We start from the raw sequence: 22,006 nt of genomic DNA, 5'->3' as shown, positions 1-22,006 counted from the left end.
GAAAATAAAAAACCCGCCTAGGCGGGTTTTTTTATATCCGAAAACGCTTACTTGCTGCTGCAGTTTTTGCTGCGGTCGAACGCGATTTTGCCGTCCGGTACCACCGCCTTCTCTATCTGCCCTTCTTCCATCGATGGCTGCACGCTGAAATGCGCATTGAAGGTCAGGAACACCGGCTCGCCGGCATTTTTGTTGGCTTTGGCGTAACCTTGCTCCAGCGCGATGCTGTTATCCACCGGGAACGTGATGCCGGTAGCGCAGTCCTTGAAGACTGCCGCATCCGCCATATAGGTGTAACTGCCTTTCATCACCATCGGCGTTTTAGGCAACGGTTTTTCAATCGGCTCCAGGCGATAGTTCAGCTTGGAGGCGATCGGCGCGCCGCTGCGATCCAGCATCTCCAGGCTCTTGCCCACCGGACGGAAGTAACGTTTTTCACCGGTGCTGTCGGTCAGCACCAGCTTATCCGCAGTGCGCGCCCATTTGCCGTAGTCGGCAAAGGTCTGATCGCCGTCTTTGGTGCCGCGATAGGTTTCCTGCAGAACAAAGGTGCCGTCCTCATCCAGGAACAGCGCCGTATCCAGCCCGCCGCAATCGGCGCAAGGCAACAATCCTTGATAACTCTGCGGCATCGCCTGCAGCGGTTGTTCCTTCGGCTGATAATGATTGTTGCATCCCAACAACGAGAGTGCGCCTGCCGCCAAGAACAGGGCTACCGTAATTTTCTTCACAGTTATTCTCCTACTGTGTTCATGTATTCCTAAGTGCGAACCTTGCCACGCAGCGCCTTGGTGGCGCCTTTACGCGTCTTGCCTTCCAGGCGACGCAGTTTCGCCCCTTTCGTCGGCTTGGTCGCCTTGCGCGTTTTTTCCATCACCATCGCCTGCTGAATCAGCGCGACCAACCTGGCCAACGCCGCTTCGCGATTCAATTCCTGACTGCGATACTCTTGCGCCTTGATAATCACTACGCCATCAGCGGTAATGAGATGATGATTCAGCGCCAGCAGCCTTTCCTTATAATACTCTGGCAGGCTGGATGCCCGGATGTCAAAGCGCAAATGGATCGCCGTTGAGGTTTTGTTCACGTGCTGGCCGCCCGCGCCCTGTGCGCGGATCGCCGTCAATTCCAGTTCATTATCCGGTATGGCTACGTTTCTTGACAGTTCCAGCACCGGTTACACCTGTGCCTGCTGCCACTCGGCAAACTGGATTTCCAGACTATTCTGAGCATCGGACAGCCAAATAGTTCCCTCCTGCAGCGTTGCCTGCAGCGTCATGGTGCGGCTGGCCAATGCCGTCAGGCGCGCCAACTGCTCGTCGTCAAGGAAACGCACGCTCAGGTTCTTGTAGCCGGCCACCTTACCCTGCATTCCCTGCCACCACACGTGCGCAGCGCGCTCGCCGTAAGCGTACAACACCACGCGCGGCGACTGGTTGCAGGCCTTGCGGATGCGTTTTTCGTCGGGTAATCCCATCTCGATCCACATTTCCAGCCCGTTGTGGTCGTTGCGCTGCCAGATCTCCGGCTCGTCGTCGGCGCTCAGCCCTTTGGTGAACACCAACCGCTCGTCGGCATGACAGATCCAGGCCAACAGGCGCAGCATCATGCGCTGCTCATTTTCGGACGGGTGTTGCGCCAGCGTCAGCGTGGCGTCGTGGTAGAAGTGACGATCCATATCAGCAATATTGACCGCGGCTTTATAAATGGTTGCTTTCAGCGCCATGGGTGACCTCGTTATTATCCGGCGACAGTGTACTTGATCAGGGCCAAACCCCGCCAGCGCGGCCAGGCCACGGCAGTGCGAAAGGCGTGCCGGGGTGCTGATAACTCCATAACAGCTGTGCTATAGTCGTCTAGGATAGGATAAAACTCCGAGAGCCTGCGCCTCATCGCGATAGTAGTCTTGATGATGCAGAGGTTCTTAAGGGAGGAAACTGTGCAACAATACTGTGAGTTAGTACGCCGTACTTACGCCGAGATTGGCAGTGGAGATCTTGGCTACGTGCCTGATGCGCTGGCTTGTGCGTTAAAGGCATTGGACGATGTCGCAGCGAACGATGCGCTACCGTCCTCCGTTAGGGAACAGGCGGCCTTTGCCGCCGCTAACTTATTGGTGAGCGACTATGTTGATGAATGATGAGTACCAACCCATCAATTGCGATGACTACGACAACCTGGAACTCGCCTGTCAGCATAAACTTATTCTGAAGCTGGAGTTACGCGACGGAGAAGTGATCGAGGCCAAGGCGATCGACCTGCTGCAAAAGAAACGCGTTGAGTATCTGACCATCGAACAGAACGGCCAGCAGCGCGACCTGCGTCTGGACCATATCAGCAGTTTCAGTCATCCGGAAATCGGTACCGTGGTCGTCAGCCTGTCGGACTGAGCAGCGGTAACCCCATCCCAACAGGGCAGCCCAACGGCTGCCCTCGTCATTTAGGGCTTCAGGCTGGCGTAATAGGCCGCCAGATCGGCGATATCGTCATCCGACAGCCCCGACACGTAGGCCTTCATCACCTCGGCCTGGCCGCCGTTGCGTTCCCCTTTCTTGTACGCCTGCAATGCGTGCTGCAGGTACATGGCATTCTGCCCGGCCAGATTCGGGTACATCGGCACCGTCACCTTGCCCTGCGCGCCGTGGCAGGCCGCACAGGCGGCGGCTTTGGCCTGGCCGGCCGCCGCATCTCCCGCCGCCAACGCCGGCAGGCTGAACAGGCCGGCAGCCAACAGCGCGATTTCCACAAACTTCATCATTGATCCTCACGATTATGATTTTTTTCCCAGCGCAGCCGCCACGGGCGTTCGCCTTCCGGCACCTGCCCCGCCTCACAGACGAATACGCCCAGCGCGGCGATCAGCTGCTCATCATAATAAATCAACGGGATGCGTTCACGCTGCCAGGGAGGAATACCCAGCTCCTGCCACAGTTTTTTTATCGGCCGCGAATGGACGCGCCCCACGATGCGCACCGCGCCCTGTAAGCCGCCGAAACGAATGCTAATCTGCTGCGATGGCTGCGGTGCGCGCAGCGCCAGATCGCCCTCACCGGCAACCAACTGCCCCAGCCCGTCCGGCAACGTCAGCGGCTGGTCAGGCTGCCAGGGCAGATGCACATCGCGCAGCGCCGCCAGCGGCGGCAACAGGTGCAATCGGCCGCGGAAACGGCGGATCTGATAGGCGCCGAGCTGCAGCTGCGGTTCGGCATCTTCCCGGCTGAGCGCCACCTCATCCCACAGACGCTGCAACTGCTCACGCGCCGGCATGGTGACGTTGAACAATGCGATCCAGCGCCGCAACAGAGCGAAGCGCCGCACCGGCGAACAGGCCGTCAAACCGTCGATCGCCAATGAGCGATCCGCCGCCAACAGGCTTTGCAGCGGTTCCGCCAGCAGCTCGTCCAACAATTGTTCCTGTTCGGCGCACAGGCTGGCGCTGCGCGCCACCGCCGAGGCGAAGTGCGGCCAACGTTGATTGAGCTGCGGCAACACCTGCAACCGCAGGAAATTGCGATCGAAGCGCGTGTCCTGATTGCTGTCGTCGTCTATCCAGGCCAAGCCGTGGCGTTGCGCGTAATTTTCCAGCGTTTGACGCGAGCAGCCCAGCAGCGGCCGCAACAGCAGGTGCTCGCCCAGCGTGGCGCGCGCCGCCATCGCCGACAACCCCGCCGGCCCGCTGCCGCGCTTGAGCGCCAACAGGAAGGTTTCGCTTTGATCGTCAAGGTGTTGGGCGGTGAGCAGCGCTTCGCCCTCCGCCAATGCTGCGCTGAAGGCGGCATAGCGCGCCGCACGCGCCGCCGCTTCGATGCCGCCCTGGCGGGCATCTACCTGCACGTGCGTCACCGTCAGCGGGATCTGCCAGTCGGCACACCGGCTGCGGCAATGCTCAACCCAACGGTCGGCAAAGGCGCTCAGGCCATGATGCACGTGCAGCGCACGCAGCTGCAGCGCCGGACGTTGGCGGCGCAACGCCGCCAGCAGATGCAGCAGCACGCTGGAATCCAGGCCGCCGCTGAACGCCACCAGCAGCCGCTGCTGCGCGCCCAGCTGGTCCGCCACCTGCGTCGTTAATTGATCAGTATCCATCGGTAGGCTTTGTCACTTCTACATAGCTGCACGTTAACCCCGCCTACCGCCATCAATCAAGCATTAACCGTCCGGGCCTGGCGTCGCGTCAGCAGCCACCAGCCGCCCAGCACCGCGATCACCGCCAGCGCACATCCGGCCGCTCCCCAGCCGATCTGGGCGAAAATGCGGCCATACGCCTGCATCGCCGCCCCCTCTATGTGATCTTCGGCGGTCTGATTGGCGATGATGCCCGCCAGATAGTTGGCGATCGAACCGGTCGCCAACATATAGATGCCGGTCAACACGCCGGTGGCGCCGGGGATATTCAGCCGGGTGATCTGCGCCATCGCCACTGGATCGATAAACAGTTCGGCAAAGCCCATCACCGCCAAACCGGCGATCATCAGCCCCATCGATCCCGGCCCGTGCAGCCGGGTATTAAGCGCCATCAGCGTAAAGCCGACGCCGATCAACAGCAGACCGAAGGCGAACTTGCACCAGATGCGCAGCGTGCGGTCGCCATCGCCACTCGCCAGCCAGGCCAGCGCCACGCCGCCCAGCATCACCGCACAGGCGTTAACCGACTGGAACAAGGCGGTCGGCACCGTCCAGCCGAACCAGCGCCGGTCAACGAAATGATCGATAAACAGGCTGATGGAGCTGCCGCCCTGCTGGGCAAAGGCCCAGAACAGCGTGCCTAGCAGCATCAGCACAACGATCTGCCACAGCCCCCGGCGCTGGCCGGTGTCCGCGCGCAGCATAATGCGTGCCACCAGCACCACCGCCGCCACGCACACCAACCCGAGCAAATAGCCGGCCCAGCCACGTTCAAACAGCAGCGTGAAGAACAGCGGCGACGCCAGCAGCACCACCAGCAGCCAACCCCAGTGCGGCAGGCCCAGGCTTCTGGCGCGCATCAGCGGTACATTCACGCCACGCGTGTGGCGGAAGTGGCGCCCGCCGAGCAGGAAAATCACCAGGCCGGCGAACATGCCGATCCCGGCCAATGCAAAGCCGACGTGCCAGCCATAGCGCTCAGCTGCCAACCCGCAGGCAATCGGCGCCAGAATAGACCCGACGTTGCCGGCGGCGTACAGCAGCGAGAAGCCCCCTTCGCGGCGCGAGTCCTGCGCCGGATACAGCTCGCCCAGCAGGCAGCTGATATTGGATTTGAACAGGCCATAGCCACAGATGATGATGGCCAGCGCCAGATAGAGCGACTGGGCGGAGACCGCGCTCAGGCCAAGCACGATATGCCCCAGGGTCATCAGCGCCGCGCCGGCGATCACCGCGACGCGGTTGCCCAGCAGGCGGTCGGCGAGCCAGCCGCCAAGAATAGGAGTGACGTAAACTAACGAAGCGTAAGCGCTGTAGAGATCGATGGCGTGGCTGTCGGTATAGCCGAGTTGGTGGGTCAGATAGAGGATCAGTAACGCACGCATGCCGTAAAAGCTGAAATATTCCCAAATTTGTATCGCTACGACATAGTAGATTGCGCGCGGCTGTGAGGGTGTTTTCATGGAGGTCTCCCATCAGTCGGTGAACGGCAAAGGGGAAGCGCGAGCGCCTCCCCTCTTATTGGCTGCGGTTATTTCGCCTTCAGCACTTTCACCCGATAACGTCCGTCCGCCTGACGATAGGCGCCGTGAATGTCGGTTTCAAAGCCCGGATAATGCGCGCCGATTTCGCACAGCATCTGCAGGAACTCCAGCACCGGCCGGCTCTCTTCGGTCAGCATTTCGCCCGGCATCACCAGCGGCACGCCCGGCGGGTATGGGAGGATCATGTTGGCGTTGACCTTGCCGACCATCTCTTCCAGATAGACCTCTTCCACTTCGCCGTGCAGCTCTTTCTGGAACGCCTGGTACGGATTCATCACCATGGTTGGCAGCACTTCGAACGCGCGGTACATCAGGTCCGGCAGGTTGTGCTGCTCCACCAGGCGGTGAATGTTCTGCGCCAGATCCTGAATGCGCATGTTTTCATAGAAATCAGGCGCTTCGTGATACAGCGAAGGCAGCATGTTTTTCACCCGCAGGTTCAGATCGAACGAGCGTTTGAAGTCGGTCATCGCGCGCAGCAGGCTGAGCGCCTTGGTTTTGTCGATGCCGATGCTGAACAGGAACAGCAGGTTGTACGGCCCGGTTTTCTCGACGATGATGCCGCGTTCGTCGAGGTATTTCGCCACGATGCTGGCCGGGATACCGAACGGCTGCATCTCGCCTTCCTTGCTCATCCCCGGCGTCAGAATGGTGACCTTGATCGGGTCCAGATACATGTGTTCGTTGTCGATGTTCTTGAAACCGTGCCAGGCGCTGTCGGAGCGCAGCGGCCAGCATTCCGGCTCATCGATATGCTCCGGCTGCCAGACGTCGAAGAACCAGCCGTCGGACTCGACTTTCAGGCGTTTAATCTCTTTGCGGAACTTGATCGCGCGCTCGATAGAGCCGTGGATCAGGCGCTTGCCGGCGTTGCCTTTCATCATCGCCGCGGCGGTTTCGGTCGACGCCACGATGCCGTAGTGCGGCGAGGTGGTGGTGTGCATCATGTAGGCTTCGTTGAAGGTTTCTTCGTTGATGTCACCCTTCACATGAATCATCGAAGCCTGCGAGAAGGCCGCCAGCAGTTTGTGGGTGGACTGGGTTTCGTAGATCACCTTGCCCTCCACGCGGCCGCCGCTCATGCCGCACTTGCCTTTATAGATCGGGTGGAAGTTGGTGTAAGGCACCCAGGCGGAATCGAAGTGGATCGACTTCACGTCCAGGGTGTTCTTGATAAAGTCGGTGTTGTACAGCAGCCCGTCATAGGTGGAGTTGGTGATCACCGCGTGCACCGGCCAGGTGGCGTTCGGGGTCTCCTTCACGCGCTTGGCGATGGTGGCGCGCTGGAACTCGCTCTGCGGAATGCCGCCGAGGATGCCGTAGGCGTTGCGGGTCGGGCGGAAGTAGATCGGCGTGATGTCGCTCATCATCATCAGGTGAGTCAGCGACTTGTGGCAGTTACGGTCAATCAGCACCGTGCTGCCCGCCGGCGCCGAATACATGCCGACGATCTTGTTGGCGGTGGAGGTGCCGTTGGTGACCATGTAGCTGCGTTCGGCGTTGAACACGCGGGAAATGTACTCCTCCGCCTCTTTGTGCGGGCCGGAGTGATCCAGCAGCGACCCCAGTTCGGACACCGAAATCGAAATATCCGACTTCATGGTGTTCGGGCCGAAGAAATCGTAGAACAGGCTGCCCACCGGGCTCTTCTGGAACGCGGTGCCGCCCATGTGGCCCGGCGTACAGAAAGTGTATTTGCCTTCGCGCACGTATTTAAACAGAGCCTTGGTCAACGGCGGCAGGATGGTGTCGATATATTCGTCGGTATTCTGTTTGATCTTGGCGGCGATGTCGGTTGCCGCGCCAAGCGCATACTCGAAGAAGCGCACCTGCATGCGCAGATCGTTCAGGCTGACGTCCAGCGTGGAATAGGTGTTGGCGAACGCGTACAGCGGCATGTATTCGTTCAGCTGGCTGATCTCTTCGCACAGCTCCAGGTTGTATTTGTCCCAGTCGAAGATCACCCCGCACAGGCGGGCGTTGTTCTCGATCAGTTTCAGCAGGTCTTCGCGATCGTTAGGGTAAACGATGCGGAAATCCAGACTTTCCAGCGCCTGATGCAGTTCACGGATAGGCTCTTCTTTGAAGTAGACACCCATGTGATTCATGATGGCGATAACGTTCATATGCATTTCTCCTGGCAAAGCAAGCCCCTTCCCGTCGCGGCTGACAGGTCGGAAAGAAAGGGGCTGGGTAAATTCAGTCGGTCAGCGGACGCGAATCAGTGCGCTTTGGCCGTGGTGTTTTCATCGACCGCCGCTGCGTTGGCAGCCTGGCGGGTATTCATTTTCCGGGCGTAGAACATCAGGATAATCAGGCTGATGATAAAGGTGCCGGACAGTTCGAATGAGTTGGCGCCCATCAGCGCGATGAAGCAGAAGCCGCAGCCGCACACCGAAGCGATTAGGCTCAGCAGGTTGCGCACGTTGACCCCTTCGAAGCGGATCAGATCTACGCAGGAATAGAAGTAAGGCAGCATGGTCAGCAGCACCGCGATGCCGGTCAGCTCGCCGAACAGGTCGGAAGCCTTGCCGCCGGCGGAGCTCATCAGGGTGATCAGCACCATCAGCGCGGTCATTTTGCAGCCGGCCAGCAGCAGGCCTTTTTTCGGAATGCCGTTTTTATCCAGCTCGCCGTACACTTTCGGGAAGTTGCCGTCGTTGGCGGCGCGCACCCCGGCCTGGCCGACCAGCATCATCCACGAACCGAGTGAGGTCAGGCAGGCGAAGGCGGTGAAGGCGGAAACCATCGGTGCGGCCCAGTTGCCCATAATCGCCGAGGCGCTGATGGCGAACGGCGCGCCGCTGGCGGCCATTTCAGACGCCGGGAACATGCCGCTGATCACCTGGGTGGCGGCGATGTAGATGATGCCCGCCAGGCCGGTGCCGAGCATGGTCGCCAGCGGCACGGTACGTTTCGGGTTTTTCACCATGCCGGTGCTGACCGCCGCGGATTCCACGCCGATGAACGCCCACAGGCACAGCAGAATACTTTTGATGACCGCATGGCTGTCGGTGGTGCCGGAGGTATTCCAGTTAGCCTGGTAGGTGGCGGCGTCAAACCAGTGCCAGCCGAGGGTGGCGGTCACGATCACCGGGATCAACACCAATACCAGGCCCAGGGTAGTCAAACGGCTGACCCAGGTTCCGCCCAGCATGTTGACGAAGGTGAAGACCCACACGATGGCGATACAGGCGATACCGGCAGGTATCGGGTTGTTCAGCGCCGGGAAGAAGGTGGAGAGATAAGAAACGGCGGTAATGCCGATGGCCAGGTTACCGATCCAGTTGGCATGGTAATAAAGCACGCCGGTCTGGAAACCGAAGGCCGGGGAAATTTCACCGGCGTAGGCGATAGGGCCGCCCTGCTGCGGGTTTTTGGTGGCGAGACGGGCATACACATAGGCCAGCGACATCGCCCCGATAATCGAGATCACCCACCCCCAAATGGCGATGGATCCGAGACTCGCCAGGTTGGCGGGCAATAAGGCAATCCCGCTCCCCATCATATTGCCGGCGACGACGCCGGTGCAGGCAATAAGCCCTATTTTCTTGGGTGAAGCCATGGTCAGTTTCTCCTGATTTACGTTTCTTATAAGCCACACCCATAAATAAAAGATTTTAATGAGCCGGCTTGATAGTCAGGATGCTAACCATCGGGGGGAATAAAGTCCTAAAGATAAAGTGAGATTACGCTCATGATCATACAAATGATAACCTGAGGTTTTTGATTAACACATCAAGATAAAAAGGTAAGCTAAAGAAAAGATAAACATCTTTTAAAAACAGAATGATACCTAGGTTAATAATGAATAACAAACGACAGAAAAGGAACAATATTACGCAGCAAAATAACACAATGGCGCAACATGTCTTCACCAATAAATAACGCCGACAGCATTCCCGGAGAATAATGGCGGCGTAGTATCGGTTAATTATTGGTGCTGGTAGTTATTTAAATAAGGCACCACGTTGGTCAATGACGTCTGGAATACGCCATTGGTGATCCAATGCAAGGTATCCTCACCGGGGCGCAAATTGAACGCGGTAATATAAGAATCCGCCGCCAAATGATTCTGCCCCTGCATTTCATACACTTTGCCCAGCAACACATAATTCAGCCACGACATTTGCAACTCAATCCCCAGATCGATCGCCCGGTGCGCCTCGTCAATGCGCCCCTGCGCCAACGCATCGACCGCCAGAACTTGCTGCATGATCGGCGTGTTTTTCAATTCGGGGATCGTCGTCAGATGGCTGATATCGGCGCGCAATTGTGCCAAGGCCTGGCTGTCGAACGGTTGGTAAGAATTGCGCAGCACATCCACCAGCGCCTTTTCCGCCAGCAGGTAGTGGAAATTCGGCGCGCTTTTAATCAGCTCGCTCAGCTGAGCGCTGGCGCGAGTCAACGAATCGGCATCACCGTGGATCAACAATTGATGTGCCTGGTAGAAGCGCTGCAGCAGCGGCCCGTTGTCGGGCAGCAGCTGCGCCAGACGCTGCTCCAACTGCGGCGGCCAGGGCTGCTTCAGCGCCGTGGACAGGCTGGCGAGGAAATCGCTTTGGATCTTCAGCTGGTTATCGGCGGTAATGAAGTAACGCTTGTCCAACATGATTGAGCTGTCGGCGTTATCCACCAGCCGCACGGACAGGAAACACTGCTGGGCGCGGTAGTGGCGCTGATTGACGAACTCGATATACAGCGACTTGCCCGAGTTGCTGGGGCCGGAATAGTTATAGTTGGTCTGGTCGTGCACCAGGAAGGTCGAGTAGGTGTTGAGCGAATCGGTGATCAGCTCGCTGACGCCCACCACATAAGAGAGCTGCGGCATCCAGTTGCTGCAGCTCTCGCCGCCCTGAATGCGAATATCGATATCGCGCGGGTTGAGCAGCACCGGCATGGTCGAAACCGGCACGCGCTGCGACAGCGTGGCGATGCCGACAAACGCCACGCAGACGCTGAGCGCCGCCAGAAACGCCAGCCACACCCAGAACGTCGAGCGGAGATAAAAGCGCGGCAGCTTTTCGTCAGGCGCGGCGACCGGCGCTCGGGGCCGGCTCGGCGGCACATACGGCGTCTCGTCGTCGTCATCGCTGCCGTCTTCCGGCTCATGCATGATCACCGCGATCTGCGGCGCCTGTGCGGGAGCGGGTTGCGTCTCGCCCTCTTCACACCATATCACCGACGTCGCCAGCTTATACCCACGCTTGGGCACGGTGATAATGTATTCCGGGCTGTCGCTGTCGCCGTCTTTCAGGTATTTGCGCAGCTCTGAAATACATTGGGTCACCACGTGGTTGGTGACGATATTGCGCTTCCAGACGTTGTCGATCAGCTCGTCGCGGCTCAGCACCACATCGGGGTGCCGGGCGAAATAGCACAGCATGTCGATCAGGCGCGGTTCCAGCGTTTTCTGGCGGCCGTCTCGGCTGATGGTGTTGTCGGCAGGGGTAACCAGCCACTCCCCGACGCGAAAAGCAGGCTCTTGCATGGCGGAAATAACTCTGTAGGCATGTAGGGCAAGGGCGCGATCATAGCATAACCGCCCCCGGCTGTGGCCGCCGGGAGGCGATTAAGCCGTTAACTCTCGTATAATTCTAACGGTAAACCATCAGGATCGCTGAAAAAGGTAAAGCGGGATTGGGTGTAGGGATCGACGCGCACCGGTTCGCAGGCAACGCCGGCCGCCTGCAGATGGGCGATGGCCCGATCGATGTCGTCAACGCTAAACGCCAGATGGCGCAGGCCGCAGGCCTCCGGGCGGCTGACGCGGGCCGGCGGCGAAGGGAAAGAAAACAGTTCGATAGTGTATTGTCCGTTGAGCGCGAGATCCGCTTTCCAGGAGTCGCGCTCCTCGCGGTAAACTTCACTCAGCAGGGTAAAACCGAGAATATCGCAATAGAAATGCTTACTGGCAGCGTAGTTCGCGCCAATGATCGCAATGTGATGCACCTGACGTAATCCCAGCATAGAAACCCTCTCCTGTTCATTCTGATGGGGCACGGTATCCGGCGGCGGCGATGACGTCAACGGCAAAAACCCCGCGGATTGCCGCGGGGCATGATTCAGCACACGGCGTCTCAGGCCTTCAGATCCGCCAACGCCGCGCCGAAGTTGATGTGCAGCACCTGCCCATCGACCACCAGCGCCGGTACACTCTGCACGCCGAGGCGCTCAGCTTCCGCCACGCGCGTTGGGCGTTCCCCCAGGTGCACCACTTCCACCTGCACGTTATCGCTCAACAGTCCCAACAGCTGCTGTTCGGCACTCACGCATACCGGGCAGCCGGCATGATAAAACACGGCCTTAGTCATCCTCATTCTCCTTGGTATTGACGGTTTCGGGCACGTTTACTTACCCATATTGTTTCGAATCGAAACAATATGAACAGTATGCCAGCATCAATGACTTGTCAATATAGTTTTTAATCGATACTATTTACGCAGCCTGATGAGGATACGATGCTAAAACTGTTTGATCTGCTTGAACGCCTGAATAGCCTGCAACGCAGCTGGCTGCGCAGCCACGAAGAATTGGAAAGCCTGCCGCCGGTGCAGCTGAGCGCGCTCTACTATCTGGCACGCTGTAATCATTACTCCAACACGCCGATGGCCGTGGCGGAATACCTTGGCCTGACCAAGGGAACGGTGTCCCAATCGCTGAAAAAGCTGGAGCTGAACGGCATGATCGCCCGCACGGCGGACGCAAAGGATCGCCGCAGCGTGCGGCTGCGGCTGACAGAAAAATCGCGAAGTTTAATGGAGACTCTGTTTCCTCCTGCCTATCTGCAGCAGGCGCAAGACGCCATGCAGCAGGACGGCGAACAGTTGCAGGCGCTGTTAACCCAGCTGCTGCGCCAACTGCAGCGGCAGGAAAATGCGGCGCTGTTCGGCGAATGCCACCGCTGCCGCTATCACCAGCAGCGCAATGGCCAACCGTTTTGCGGCCTGACACAGGAACCGCTGCCGCTCGACAGCGTGAACCTGATCTGCCGAGAATTCGCCTAAACGATTATGCTGGCGCTTTCAACACCTTCACCAGATAGCGCCCGTCCTCCGTCAGTTTGGCGCCGTGGATGTCGGTTTCAAAACCGGGATAGCGCTCACCGATAGAGCACAGCATCAGCAGGAAATCGAGCACCGCCCGGCTCTCTTCGGTGATCATTTCTCCCGGCATCACCAGCGGCACGCCCGGCGGATAAGGCAGGATCATATTGGCCGCCACCTTGCCCACCAACTGATCCAGCTCGCAGGTTTCCACATTGCCGCGCACCTGCTCCTGGAACATCTGGTGCGGCGTCAGCTTCATTTCAGGCAGTACGTCGAACGCCCGCTGCATCAGGCGCGGCAGATCGTGTTGGCGGATCAGCCGATGAATGCCGGCGGCCAGATCCTGGATACGCATATGGCGATAAAAATCCGGATCCTCGGCGTACAGATCCGGCAGCATGTTCTTCACCCGCAGGTTGAGATCGTAGGCGCGCTTGAAATCAGTCAGGCCGCGTAACAGGCTCATCGCCTTGGTTTTGTCGATGCCGATGCTGAACAGGAACAGCAGGTTGTACGGCCCGGTCTTCTCCACCACGATGCCGCGCTCGTCGAGATACTTCGCCACCAGCGCCGCCGGGATCCCCTCTTCCTCCAGCGCCCCCAGCTCATTCATGCCCGGCGTCAGGATCGTCACCTTGATCGGATCGAGGTACATGTGATCGCGATCGGTCTGGCCGAAGCCGTGCCAGTTATCGTCAGGATCCAATGGCCAACACTGCGCCTCATCGATCTCCTCCGGCTGCCAAATGTCAAAGAACCAACTGTCGCTCTCCTCGCGCAGCCGCTGCACTTCACGGCGAAAATGCAACGCGCGCTCCACCGATCGATTGATCAAGCGGCGCCCCGGGTTGCCGCGCAGCATGGCGGCGGCGGTCTCCATCGATGCCACAATGCCATAGTGCGGCGAGGTGGTGGTGTGCATCATGTAGGCTTCATTGAAGGTGCTCTCGTCGTAGTCGCCCTTGATATGAATCATCGAGGCCTGAGAGAAGGCCGCCAGCAGCTTGTGGGTGGACTGGGTTTCGTAGATGACCTTACCGGGCACCCGATCGCCGCTCATGCCGCTCTTGCCGTCGTAAATCGGATGGAAGTTGGTGTAAGGCACCCAGGCGGAGTCGAAGTGGATCGATGGCACTGCCAGCGTCTGCTTGATGTAGTTGGTGTTATACAGCAGGCCGTCATAGGTGGAATTGGTGATCACCGCATGCACCGGCCAGGTGGCGTTCGGGGTCTCCTGCACCCGAGCGGCGATGCTGGCGCGGGTGAACTCGCGCTGCGGAATGCCGCCAAGGATGCCGTAGGCGTTGCGCAGCGGGCGCAGATAGATCGGAACGATATCGCTCATCATCAGCAAGTGGCACAGCGATTTGTGGCAGTTGCGGTCGATCAGCACCGTGCTGCCCGCCGGCGCCGAATACATGCCGACGATCTTGTTGGCGGTGGAGGTGCCGTTGGTAACCAGATAGCTCTGCTCGGCGTTGAAAGTACGCGCAATATACTCTTCGGCCTCGAGGTGCGGCCCGGTGTGATCCAACAGCGAGCCGAGCTCGGTGACCGAAATCGAAATGTCGGCCTTCAGGGTATTGGCGCCGAAAAAGTCATAGAACAGGCAGCCCACCGGGCTTTTTTGGAACGCGGTGCCGGCCATGTGGCCCGGCGTGCAGAAGGTGTACTTCCCTTCGCGCACGTAGTTGAACAGCGCCTTGGTCAGCGGCGGCGTAATGGTATCAATATATTCTGCGGTGTACTGCTGGATGCGCTGCGCGATATCGTCCGCCGCATTCAGGCCATACTCGAAGAAATAGAGCACCATGCGCATTTCATGCAGGCTGACGTCGAAGGTGGAGTGGGTATTGATAAAGGCGTACAGCGGTAGGTATTCGTTCAGCTCGTTGATCTCGCTGCACAGCTCCAGACTGTAGTCGTCCCAGTCGAAGATCACCCCACAGATGCGGGCATTGGCTTCGATCAGCTTCAGCAGGTCACCGCTGTTTTTGGGGTACACCAGTTGGAATCCCATGGTGGCCAGCGCAGCGTGGAGCTCGCGGATCGGCTCATCTTTGTAGTAGACGCCCGTCGGGCCCATGATGGCGATGATATTCATCGGCAGCTCCTGTCAGTTAACGGCCAAGTCTCTATAACACCACGAAAATCCGGCGGTGTGTAGCCAAAAAAAAACCGCCCGGAGGCGGTTTCTTGCAGCGAAGAACAGAACTCAGCAGTAGCCGTAGTTCATCAGACGCTGGTAGCGACGGTTGAGCAACTCTTCGTCGTTTAGACCATCCAGATCTTTCAGATCGGCCAGCAGCTGCGCTTTCAGCGCGGCAGCCATCGCCGGCACGTCGCGGTGCGCGGAACCCAGCGGCTCCGGGATCACCGAATCGATCAGCTTCAACTCTTTCAGACGCGGTGCGGTAATGCCCATCGCTTCTGCGGCCAGCGGCGCCTTGTCGGCACTCTTCCACAGGATGGAGGCACAGCCTTCCGGCGAAATCACCGAGTAGGTGCTGTACTGCAGCATGTTCACCTTATCGCCCACGCCGATCGCCAGCGCGCCGCCGGAGCCACCTTCGCCGATGACGGTGCAGATGACCGGGATGTTCAGACGCGACATCTCACGCAGGTTGCGCGCGATGGCTTCTGACTGGCCGCGTTCTTCCGCACCCACGCCCGGATAAGCGCCCGGAGTATCGATAAAGGTGATGAGCGGCATCTTGAAGCGGGCGGCCATTTCCATCAGGCGCAGCGCCTTACGGTAACCTTCCGGCGCCGGCATGCCGAAGTTGCGGCGGATCTTCTCTTTGGTTTCACGGCCTTTCTGGTGCCCGATGATCATCACCGGGCGGCCATCCAGGCGCGCAATGCCACCGACGATCGCTTTGTCGTCAGCGTAAGCGCGATCGCCCGCCAACTCTTCGAAGTCGGTAAAGATGTGTTTGATATAATCCAGGGTATAAGGACGGCGCGGGTGGCGTGCCAATTGGGCAATTTGCCAAGCCCCAAGATCGGCAAAAATCTTGCGCGTCAGCTCAACGCTCTTTTCACGCAGGCGCTGAACCTCTTCGTCCAGATTAATATCTAATTTTTCGTCTTGACGGCTGACTGCAGTCAGCGAGTCAATTTTCGCTTCCAGCTCTGCAATCGGCTGTTCAAAATCAAGAAAATTCAGACTCATAGCATTCCTATTTTAGTCAAATTCCAAGTCCACCTGCTCATTGCCTACCAACGTCCGCAAGTCGATCAACAAGCGGTCGGTGGGCGTCACGCGCCAGGTTGCGCCAAAACGCAGCTTGGCTCGTGCATCTTCCCGTTGATAGTAGAGATGCACTGGAATCGTCCCCGAGCGATGGGGTTCCAACGACTGACGGAGACGGTTCAAAAGCTGGTCATCAATTTGCCTGTCAGTCAGCGAGATAGCAAGCCCGCGAGCGTATTTTTCCCGGGCTTCACTGATGTCCATTACCTCGCGGGCCATCATTTTAAGCCCGCCGCTAAAGTCATCAAAGCTGACCTGTCCACTGGCGATAAGGATACGGTCTTTTTCCAACAAATGCTGGTATTTTTCTAGCGCTTCGGTGAATAGCATCACTTCCAGACGGCCCGAACGGTCATCCAGCGTGCAGATGCCGATACGGTTGCCGCGCTTGGTCACCATGACCCGCGCGGCGACCACCAACCCGACGGCGGTAGTCATTTTGCCCCGATCCGTCGGGTGCATGTCTTTCAAACGCTGGCCACCGGCGTAACGTTCGATTTCCTTCAGGTACTGGGTGATCGGGTGACCAGTCAGGTACAGCCCCAGCGTCTCCCGTTCACCGTCCAGCACCACCTGCTCCGGCCAGGGCGCGATATTGGCGTAGGATTGCTCCACCTGCTCCGGCGCTTCCGCCAGCACGCCAAACATATCCACCTGGCCAATAGCTTCGGCTTTCGCATGCTGATCCGCCGCTTTCAACGCGTCGCCGAGCGAATTCATCAGCGCAGCGCGGTGCGGCCCAAGGCGATCGAACGCCCCGGACATGATCAGTTTTTCCAGAATGCGGCGGTTCAGTTTCTTGATGTCAGAGCGCGCGCACAGGTCGAACAGGTCTTTGAAGTAACCTTGTTCGCCGCTGTTGCGCGCCTCGATAATGGCCTCGATCGGCCCTTCCCCCACGCCCTTGATCGCGCCGATGCCATAAACGATCTCGCCGTCGTCGTTGACGTGGAAGTGATACAGGCCACTGTTGATGTCCGGCGGCAGGATCTTCAGCCCCATGCGCCAACATTCGTCCACCAGCCCCACCACTTTGTCGGTGTTGTCCATATCGGCGGTCATGACCGCCGCCATAAACTCGGCCGGATAGTGCGCCTTCAGCCACAACGTCTGATACGACACCAGCGCATAGGCGGCGGAGTGCGATTTGTTGAAGCCGTAACCGGCGAATTTCTCCACCAGGTCGAAGATTTTCACCGACAGTTCACCGTCGATGCCGCGCGATTTCGCGCCGTCTTCAAAGCCGCCGCGCTGCTTGGCCATTTCGACCGGGTTCTTTTTACCCATCGCACGACGCAGCATATCCGCGCCACCCAAGGTGTAGCCGGCCAACACCTGGGCAATCTGCATCACCTGTTCCTGATACAGGATGATGCCGTAGGTCGGTTCCAGCACCGGCTTGAGCGACTCGTGCTGCCACTGAATGTCCGGGTAGGAGATCTCTTCGCGGCCATGCTTGCGGTCGATGAAGTTATCCACCATCCCTGACTGCAGCGGCCCCGGACGGAACAGCGCCACCAGTGCGATCATGTCTTCGAAGCAGTCGGGCTTCAGGCGTTTGATCAAATCTTTCATGCCGCGCGATTCAAGCTGGAACACCGCCGTGGTTTCCGAGCGCTGCAGCATGTCGAAGCTTTTCTTGTCGTCGAGCGGAATGGCGGCGATGTCGATCGGTTCCAGCCCGGTCTTGGCGCGCCGGGCGTTGATCATTTCCAGCGCCCAGTCGATGATGGTCAGGGTGCGCAGGCCGAGGAAGTCGAACTTCACCAGCCCGGCATATTCCACGTCGTTCTTGTCGAACTGGGTCACCGGATGGTGCCCTTCGGCGTCGCAGTACAGCGGCGCGAAGTCGGTGATCTTGGTCGGCGCGATCACCACGCCCCCGGCGTGTTTACCGGCGTTGCGCGTTACCCCTTCCAGCTTGCGCGCCATGTCGATCAGCGCCTTGACCTCTTCATCGGCCTCGTAAATCTCCGGCAGCTGCGGTTCGGCGGCAAAGGCTTTCTCCAGCGTCATGCCCGGATCCGGCGGCACCAGTTTGGAGATGCGATCGACGAAGCCGTACGGGTGCCCCAGCACCCGGCCTACGTCGCGGATAACCGCTTTCGCCGCCATGGTCCCGAAGGTGATGATCTGCGATACCGCTTCGCGGCCGTACATCTCCGCCACGTGCTCGATCACCTGGTCGCGCTTCTCCATGCAGAAGTCGACGTCGAAGTCGGGCATCGAAACACGTTCCGGGTTCAGGAAGCGTTCGAACAGCAGGTCGAATTCCAGCGGATCGAGGTCGGTGATTTTCAACGCATAGGCCACCAGAGAACCGGCGCCGGAGCCGCGCCCTGGGCCTACCGGCACGTTGTTGTCCTTCGACCACTGGATAAACTCCATCACGATCAGGAAGTAGCCGGGGAACCCCATCTGGTTGATCACCTTCAGCTCAACGTCCAGACGCTCGTCGTATTCCGGGCGGCGCTGCGCGCGCACTTCAGGATCGGGGAACAGGAACTCGAGACGCTCTTCCAGGCCCTCTTTCGATTTGAGCACCAGGAAGTCCTCGGTGCTCATATCGCCGGTTGGGAACTGCGGCAGGAAGTATTCGCCGAGGCGAATGGTGACGTTACAGCGTTTGGCGATTTCGACGCTGTTCAGCAGCGCTTCCGGGATGTCGGCGAACAGCTCGCACATCTCGTCTTCGCTGCGCATGTATTGTTGCGGGCTGTAGTTGCGCGGCCGCTTGGGATCGTCCAGCGTAAATCCGTCGTGAATGGCGACGCGAATTTCATGAGCGTCAAAATCGTCTTCCACCAGGAAGCGCACGTCGTTGGTGGCCACCACCGGCAAGCCGCGCTCGGTGGCCAATGCCACCGCCGCATGCAGATAGTTCTCTTCGTCCGGGCGACCGGTGCGGATCAGTTCCAGGTAGTAACAGTCCGGGAAATACTGTTGGTAGAAGTCCAGGCATTGATCCACCTGCGCCTGGTTACCGCGCAGCAGGAACTTGCCGACGTCGCCCTGACGCGCGCCGGAAAGCAGGATCAGCCCTTCGCGATGTTCAATCAGCCAGTCGCGATCAATGGTCGGGCCGGCGGCGCCGTAGCCACGCTGATAGGCGCGGGAAATCAGCAGCGTCAGGTTCTGGTAGCCTTCGTTGTTGCTGGCCAGCACCGTCAGCTGAGCCAGTTCGTCGCCCAGCTCATCGCTTTGCACATGGAAATCCGCGCCGATGATCGGTTTGATCCCGGCGCCGTGCGCGCTGCCGTAGAACTTCACCAGCCCGCACAGGTTGGTGAAATCAGTGATTGCCAGAGCAGGCATGGCTAACGCGGCGGCTCTTTTCACCAGCGGCGCCGTCTTGGCCAATCCATCAATCATGGAGTAGTCACTGTGGACGCGCAGGTGAATAAAACGAGGTTCGGCCATCTCCAGATACCTGATTGAAGGGGCTCAGCAGGCTGAGCCCGGGTTAATGCTATCGTCGAGCCCGGTCAGGCCCGCAGACTACAGCGCCAGCGCTCTTTTCACCGGCGCGAAGCTGCGGCGATGATGCTCGGTGGCGCCCAACGCAGCCAGCCGCTCCAGGTGGAGGGCGGTCGGGTAGCCTTTATGCTGCGCGAAACCGTAGTCCGGGAACTCGCTGTCCAGCTCGGCCATTTCGCGATCGCGCGTGACCTTCGCCAGAATGGACGCCGCGCTGATCTCCGCCACACGGCTGTCGCCCTTCACCACCGCCTGCGAACGCATCGGCAGGTTCGGGCAACGGTTACCGTCGATTAAAACCATGTCCGGCGCGATATGCAACCCGGCCACCGCGCGCTGCATCGCCAACATGGTGGCGTGCAAAATATTCAGCTGGTCGATTTCCGCCGGTTCGGCGCGCCCCAGGCTCCAGGAGAGCGCCTTGGCGACGATTTCGTCATACAGCGCCAGGCGGCGTTTTTCACTGAGTTTCTTGGAGTCCGCCAGACCGACGATCGGCTGCGCCGGATCGAGGATCACGGCAGCGGTGACCACCGCGCCGACCAACGGGCCGCGGCCCACTTCGTCCACACCGGCAATCAGCGTGGCAGCGGGATAGATAAAGGGTTCAATCATGCTTTCGCCAGCTCCAACACAGCCTGAGCGGCCTGTTCGTCCGCACCGCAACGAATGCTTTGGTGCAAGGTAAGGAAAGTTTGTTTCAGCGCGTCGGTTTCCGGGCTCTCTTCCAACAGTGGCATCACGGCGGCGGCCAGTTTGTCCGGCACGCAGTCATGCTGCAGCAGCTCGGTGACAATTTCGCGCCCCGCCAACAGATTCGGCAGCGAAACGTAAGGCGTTTTCACCAGCTTCTGCGCCAGCCAGAAAGTGAACGGCTTCATGCGATAGCCCACCACCATCGGGCACTTGGCCAGCATGCACTCCAGCGCCGCCGTGCCGGATGCCAGCAGCGCCGCGTCGCTGGCGATCATCGCCTCGCGCCCCTGGCCGTTCAGCAGATGTACCGTCAGATCCGGCGCAACCTCGGCCTTGATGCGCTCAAACTGCTCGCGCCGTTTGGCGTTAACCAGCGGCACCACCACTTCCAGCTCGGGATAACGCGTGCGCAGCAGCTGCGCGGTTTTGAGGAAGTCGGCGCTCAGCATCTCGACTTCGGCGCCGCGGCTGCCCGGCAGCAAGGCCAAACAGCGCGCCTGCGGAGCGATGCCAAGCTGAGCGCGCGCCGCCAACCGATCGGGCTGCAGCGGCATGGCGTCCGCCATGGTGTGGCCGATAAACCGGCAGGGGACGTTGAAACGATCGTAAAACGCTTTTTCGAAAGGGAGAAAGGCCAGCACCAAATCGGTGGCTTTGCCTATTTTGAAAACGCGCTTTTGCCGCCAGGCCCACACGGACGGGCTGACGTAGTGGATGGTGCGAATGCCGCGCTGCTTGAGGCGGCCTTCCAGCGTGATGTTGAAGTCCGGCGCGTCGATGCCGACAAACACGTCCGGCCGCAGCTCACCGAAGCGGCGAGTGAGATCCTTGCGGATCTTCAACAGGCGTGGCAAGCGCTCGAGCACTTCCACCACGCCCATGACCGCCAGCTCTTCCATTTCGTACCAGGCTTCGCAGCCTTCGGCCTGCATTAGCGGACCGGCGACGCCAACGAAACGCGCGTCGGGGATCTGCGCCTTGAGCGCGCGGATCAAACCGGCGCCGAGAATGTCACCGGAGGTTTCTCCGGCGACCAGTCCGATAGTCAATGGACGATTCGACATAGCTCAGCGAATGATGCCGCGGGTGGAACGGGTGAAGAAATCGAGGTACTGCTGCACCACCGGCTGCTCTTTGGCCAGGGCTTCGATTTCCGCCTTCGCTTCATCCAGCGTTTTTTCACTGCGATACAGGATTTTGTAGGCGTTGCGGATCGCCTGCATTTCATCCTTATCAAAACCGCGACGCTTCAGGCCGACCGCGTTGACGCCGAACGGCGTCGCGTGGTTGCCCTGCGCGATGACGAAAGGAGGCACGTCCTGAGCGACGCCGGAACAACCGCCTACCATCACATGCGCGCCGATAATGCAGAACTGATGGATCGCCGTCATGCCGCCAATGATGGCGTGATCGTCGATTTCCACATGCCCCGCCAGCGTGGCATTGTTGGCCAACACGCAAGAATTGCCGACCACACAGTCGTGAGCAACGTGCACGTTGACCATCAGCAGGTTATCGTTGCCCACTTTGGTCAGGCCGGTGCCCTGCGCGGTGCCGCGGTGAATGGTGACGCTTTCGCGGATGCGGTTGCGATCGCCCACTTCAACGCGCGTCGGTTCGCCTGCGTATTTCAGATCCTGGTTCACTTCACCGATGGAAGCGAACTGATAAATCTGGTTATCGCAGCCAATCTTGGTAATGCCGTTCACCACCACGTGGGATTTCAGCACCGTGCCGGCGCCGATTTCCACCTGGGAGCCGACGTAGCAGAAAGGGCCGATATGCACGTTGGCGCCGATCACGGCGCCCTCTTCGACTATCGCGCTAGGATGGATAAAGGCGGTTTGGTCAATCACGGA

Annotated in this window: 20 protein-coding genes; 3 read left to right on the top strand and 17 right to left on the bottom strand. The window is 59.3% G+C overall.

The genetic code is table 11. The features are described from left to right. Positions 1-47 precede the first annotated feature (47 nt). Genes nlpE through WA302_RS18695 form a run of 3 tightly spaced genes read right to left on the bottom strand, consistent with a single transcriptional unit; the run spans position 48 to position 1,726 of the window. Positions 48-731, bottom strand: coding sequence for an envelope stress response activation lipoprotein NlpE (nlpE, locus tag WA302_RS18705; protein ID WP_025304014.1), 684 nt, complete (start codon positions 729-731; stop codon positions 48-50). Between the two features lie 29 nt (positions 732-760). Beyond that, positions 761-1,174, bottom strand: coding sequence for an alternative ribosome rescue aminoacyl-tRNA hydrolase ArfB (gene arfB, locus WA302_RS18700; protein ID WP_261456837.1), 414 nt, complete (start codon positions 1,172-1,174; stop codon positions 761-763). A gap of 3 nt (positions 1,175-1,177) precedes the next feature. Further along, positions 1,178-1,726: a YaeQ family protein gene (locus WA302_RS18695; RefSeq protein ID WP_025304016.1), complete on the bottom strand. Its 549-nt coding sequence runs from the start codon at positions 1,724-1,726 to the stop codon at positions 1,178-1,180. A 213-nt stretch (positions 1,727-1,939) separates the two neighbouring features. Between WA302_RS18695 and WA302_RS18690 the strand changes: the two genes are divergently transcribed. Together WA302_RS18690 and rof are read left to right on the top strand one after the other, a co-directional pair. Then, positions 1,940-2,140, top strand: a complete 201-nt coding sequence (locus WA302_RS18690) for a YaeP family protein (protein WP_004931993.1) — start codon at positions 1,940-1,942, stop codon at positions 2,138-2,140. After that, complete coding sequence (gene rof, locus WA302_RS18685; RefSeq protein ID WP_004931991.1) at positions 2,127-2,390, top strand: Rho-binding antiterminator; 264 nt, start codon at positions 2,127-2,129, stop codon at positions 2,388-2,390. The genes WA302_RS18690 and rof overlap by 14 nt, the downstream gene beginning before the upstream one ends. A 50-nt stretch (positions 2,391-2,440) precedes the next feature. On the opposite strand, the gene WA302_RS18680 is transcribed toward rof, so the two are convergent. The 8 genes from WA302_RS18680 to WA302_RS18645 all read right to left on the bottom strand — a co-directional run bounded on the left by WA302_RS18680 (position 2,441) and on the right by WA302_RS18645 (position 11,983). Continuing rightward, on the bottom strand, positions 2,441-2,755 hold the full coding sequence (locus WA302_RS18680) for a c-type cytochrome (RefSeq protein ID WP_025304017.1): 315 nt from the start codon (positions 2,753-2,755) through the stop codon (positions 2,441-2,443). Then, the gene (gene tilS, locus WA302_RS18675) at positions 2,755-4,086 is read right to left on the bottom strand and encodes a tRNA lysidine(34) synthetase TilS (RefSeq protein ID WP_261456836.1); all 1,332 of its coding nucleotides are present in this window, start codon (positions 4,084-4,086) and stop codon (positions 2,755-2,757) included. The genes WA302_RS18680 and tilS overlap by 1 nt, the downstream gene beginning before the upstream one ends. 56 nt (positions 4,087-4,142) lie before the next feature. Further along, complete coding sequence (gene dtpD, locus WA302_RS18670; RefSeq protein WP_049203279.1) at positions 4,143-5,588, bottom strand: dipeptide permease DtpD; 1,446 nt, start codon at positions 5,586-5,588, stop codon at positions 4,143-4,145. Between the two features lie 68 nt (positions 5,589-5,656). After that, complete coding sequence (gene cadA / locus WA302_RS18665) at positions 5,657-7,795, bottom strand: lysine decarboxylase CadA (RefSeq protein WP_025304020.1); 2,139 nt, start codon at positions 7,793-7,795, stop codon at positions 5,657-5,659. 95 nt (positions 7,796-7,890) lie between these two features. After that, the gene (cadB, locus tag WA302_RS18660) at positions 7,891-9,234 is read right to left on the bottom strand and encodes a cadaverine/lysine antiporter (protein ID WP_025304021.1); all 1,344 of its coding nucleotides are present in this window, start codon (positions 9,232-9,234) and stop codon (positions 7,891-7,893) included. A gap of 369 nt (positions 9,235-9,603) precedes the next feature. Continuing rightward, on the bottom strand, positions 9,604-11,160 hold the full coding sequence (cadC, locus tag WA302_RS18655) for a lysine decarboxylation/transport transcriptional activator CadC (protein ID WP_049203373.1): 1,557 nt from the start codon (positions 11,158-11,160) through the stop codon (positions 9,604-9,606). Between the two features lie 89 nt (positions 11,161-11,249). Beyond that, positions 11,250-11,639 carry a VOC family protein gene (locus WA302_RS18650; protein ID WP_025304023.1) on the bottom strand — a complete coding sequence of 130 codons (390 nt, stop codon included), beginning with the start codon at positions 11,637-11,639 and terminating at the stop codon, positions 11,250-11,252. A 110-nt stretch (positions 11,640-11,749) separates the two neighbouring features. Continuing rightward, positions 11,750-11,983, bottom strand: a complete 234-nt coding sequence (locus tag WA302_RS18645; protein ID WP_025304024.1) for a glutaredoxin domain-containing protein — start codon at positions 11,981-11,983, stop codon at positions 11,750-11,752. A 147-nt stretch (positions 11,984-12,130) separates the two neighbouring features. Between WA302_RS18645 and WA302_RS18640 the strand changes: the two genes are divergently transcribed. Then, entirely contained in the window at positions 12,131-12,676 is a 546-nt protein-coding gene (locus tag WA302_RS18640; RefSeq protein WP_025304025.1) for a MarR family winged helix-turn-helix transcriptional regulator, read from the top strand. A 4-nt stretch (positions 12,677-12,680) separates the two neighbouring features. On the opposite strand, the gene WA302_RS18635 is transcribed toward WA302_RS18640, so the two are convergent. The 6 genes from WA302_RS18635 to lpxA all read right to left on the bottom strand — a co-directional run bounded on the left by WA302_RS18635 (position 12,681) and on the right by lpxA (position 22,003). Further along, a complete protein-coding gene (locus WA302_RS18635) occupies positions 12,681-14,822 on the bottom strand; it encodes a lysine decarboxylase LdcC (RefSeq protein WP_049207280.1) in 2,142 nt (713 codons plus the stop codon). A gap of 111 nt (positions 14,823-14,933) precedes the next feature. Next, positions 14,934-15,893 (bottom strand): acetyl-CoA carboxylase carboxyl transferase subunit alpha, encoded by a 960-nt coding sequence (gene accA, locus WA302_RS18630; RefSeq protein ID WP_019455765.1) that lies wholly within the window; start codon positions 15,891-15,893, stop codon positions 14,934-14,936. Between the two features lie 12 nt (positions 15,894-15,905). Beyond that, the gene (gene dnaE / locus WA302_RS18625) at positions 15,906-19,394 is read right to left on the bottom strand and encodes a DNA polymerase III subunit alpha (protein ID WP_025304027.1); all 3,489 of its coding nucleotides are present in this window, start codon (positions 19,392-19,394) and stop codon (positions 15,906-15,908) included. Between the two features lie 78 nt (positions 19,395-19,472). Beyond that, positions 19,473-20,066, bottom strand: coding sequence for a ribonuclease HII (gene rnhB / locus WA302_RS18620; protein ID WP_025304028.1), 594 nt, complete (start codon positions 20,064-20,066; stop codon positions 19,473-19,475). After that, positions 20,063-21,211 carry a lipid-A-disaccharide synthase gene (gene lpxB / locus WA302_RS18615; RefSeq protein WP_004931967.1) on the bottom strand — a complete coding sequence of 383 codons (1,149 nt, stop codon included), beginning with the start codon at positions 21,209-21,211 and terminating at the stop codon, positions 20,063-20,065. The genes rnhB and lpxB overlap by 4 nt, the downstream gene beginning before the upstream one ends. Positions 21,212-21,214: 3 nt before the next feature. Next, positions 21,215-22,003 (bottom strand): acyl-ACP--UDP-N-acetylglucosamine O-acyltransferase, encoded by a 789-nt coding sequence (gene lpxA, locus WA302_RS18610; RefSeq protein ID WP_025304029.1) that lies wholly within the window; start codon positions 22,001-22,003, stop codon positions 21,215-21,217. Positions 22,004-22,006: the final 3 nt, after the last annotated feature.

This window comes from Serratia sp. 201 (assembly GCF_037027545.1).
GTDB lineage: Bacteria > Pseudomonadota > Gammaproteobacteria > Enterobacterales > Enterobacteriaceae > Serratia > Serratia bockelmannii.
This window is presented reverse-complemented; position numbering and strand designations above follow the sequence as displayed.

Excerpts from the sequence above, each read along its gene's own strand:
- WA302_RS18695 (WP_025304016.1), bottom strand. The coding sequence starts at position 1,726 with ATGGCGCTGAAAGCAACCATTTATAAAGCCGCGGTCAATATTGCTGAT.
- rof (WP_004931991.1), top strand. The coding sequence starts at position 2,127 with ATGTTGATGAATGATGAGTACCAACCCATCAATTGCGATGACTACGAC.
- WA302_RS18680 (WP_025304017.1), bottom strand. The coding sequence starts at position 2,755 with ATGAAGTTTGTGGAAATCGCGCTGTTGGCTGCCGGCCTGTTCAGCCTG.
- tilS (WP_261456836.1), bottom strand. The coding sequence starts at position 4,086 with ATGGATACTGATCAATTAACGACGCAGGTGGCGGACCAGCTGGGCGCG.
- dtpD (WP_049203279.1), bottom strand. The coding sequence starts at position 5,588 with ATGAAAACACCCTCACAGCCGCGCGCAATCTACTATGTCGTAGCGATA.
- cadA (WP_025304020.1), bottom strand. The coding sequence starts at position 7,795 with ATGAACGTTATCGCCATCATGAATCACATGGGTGTCTACTTCAAAGAA.
- cadB (WP_025304021.1), bottom strand. The coding sequence starts at position 9,234 with ATGGCTTCACCCAAGAAAATAGGGCTTATTGCCTGCACCGGCGTCGTC.
- cadC (WP_049203373.1), bottom strand. The coding sequence starts at position 11,160 with ATGCAAGAGCCTGCTTTTCGCGTCGGGGAGTGGCTGGTTACCCCTGCC.
- WA302_RS18650 (WP_025304023.1), bottom strand. The coding sequence starts at position 11,639 with ATGCTGGGATTACGTCAGGTGCATCACATTGCGATCATTGGCGCGAAC.
- WA302_RS18645 (WP_025304024.1), bottom strand. The coding sequence starts at position 11,983 with ATGACTAAGGCCGTGTTTTATCATGCCGGCTGCCCGGTATGCGTGAGT.
- WA302_RS18640 (WP_025304025.1), top strand. The coding sequence starts at position 12,131 with ATGCTAAAACTGTTTGATCTGCTTGAACGCCTGAATAGCCTGCAACGC.
- WA302_RS18635 (WP_049207280.1), bottom strand. The coding sequence starts at position 14,822 with ATGAATATCATCGCCATCATGGGCCCGACGGGCGTCTACTACAAAGAT.
- accA (WP_019455765.1), bottom strand. The coding sequence starts at position 15,893 with ATGAGTCTGAATTTTCTTGATTTTGAACAGCCGATTGCAGAGCTGGAA.
- dnaE (WP_025304027.1), bottom strand. The coding sequence starts at position 19,394 with ATGGCCGAACCTCGTTTTATTCACCTGCGCGTCCACAGTGACTACTCC.
- rnhB (WP_025304028.1), bottom strand. The coding sequence starts at position 20,066 with ATGATTGAACCCTTTATCTATCCCGCTGCCACGCTGATTGCCGGTGTG.
- lpxB (WP_004931967.1), bottom strand. The coding sequence starts at position 21,211 with ATGTCGAATCGTCCATTGACTATCGGACTGGTCGCCGGAGAAACCTCC.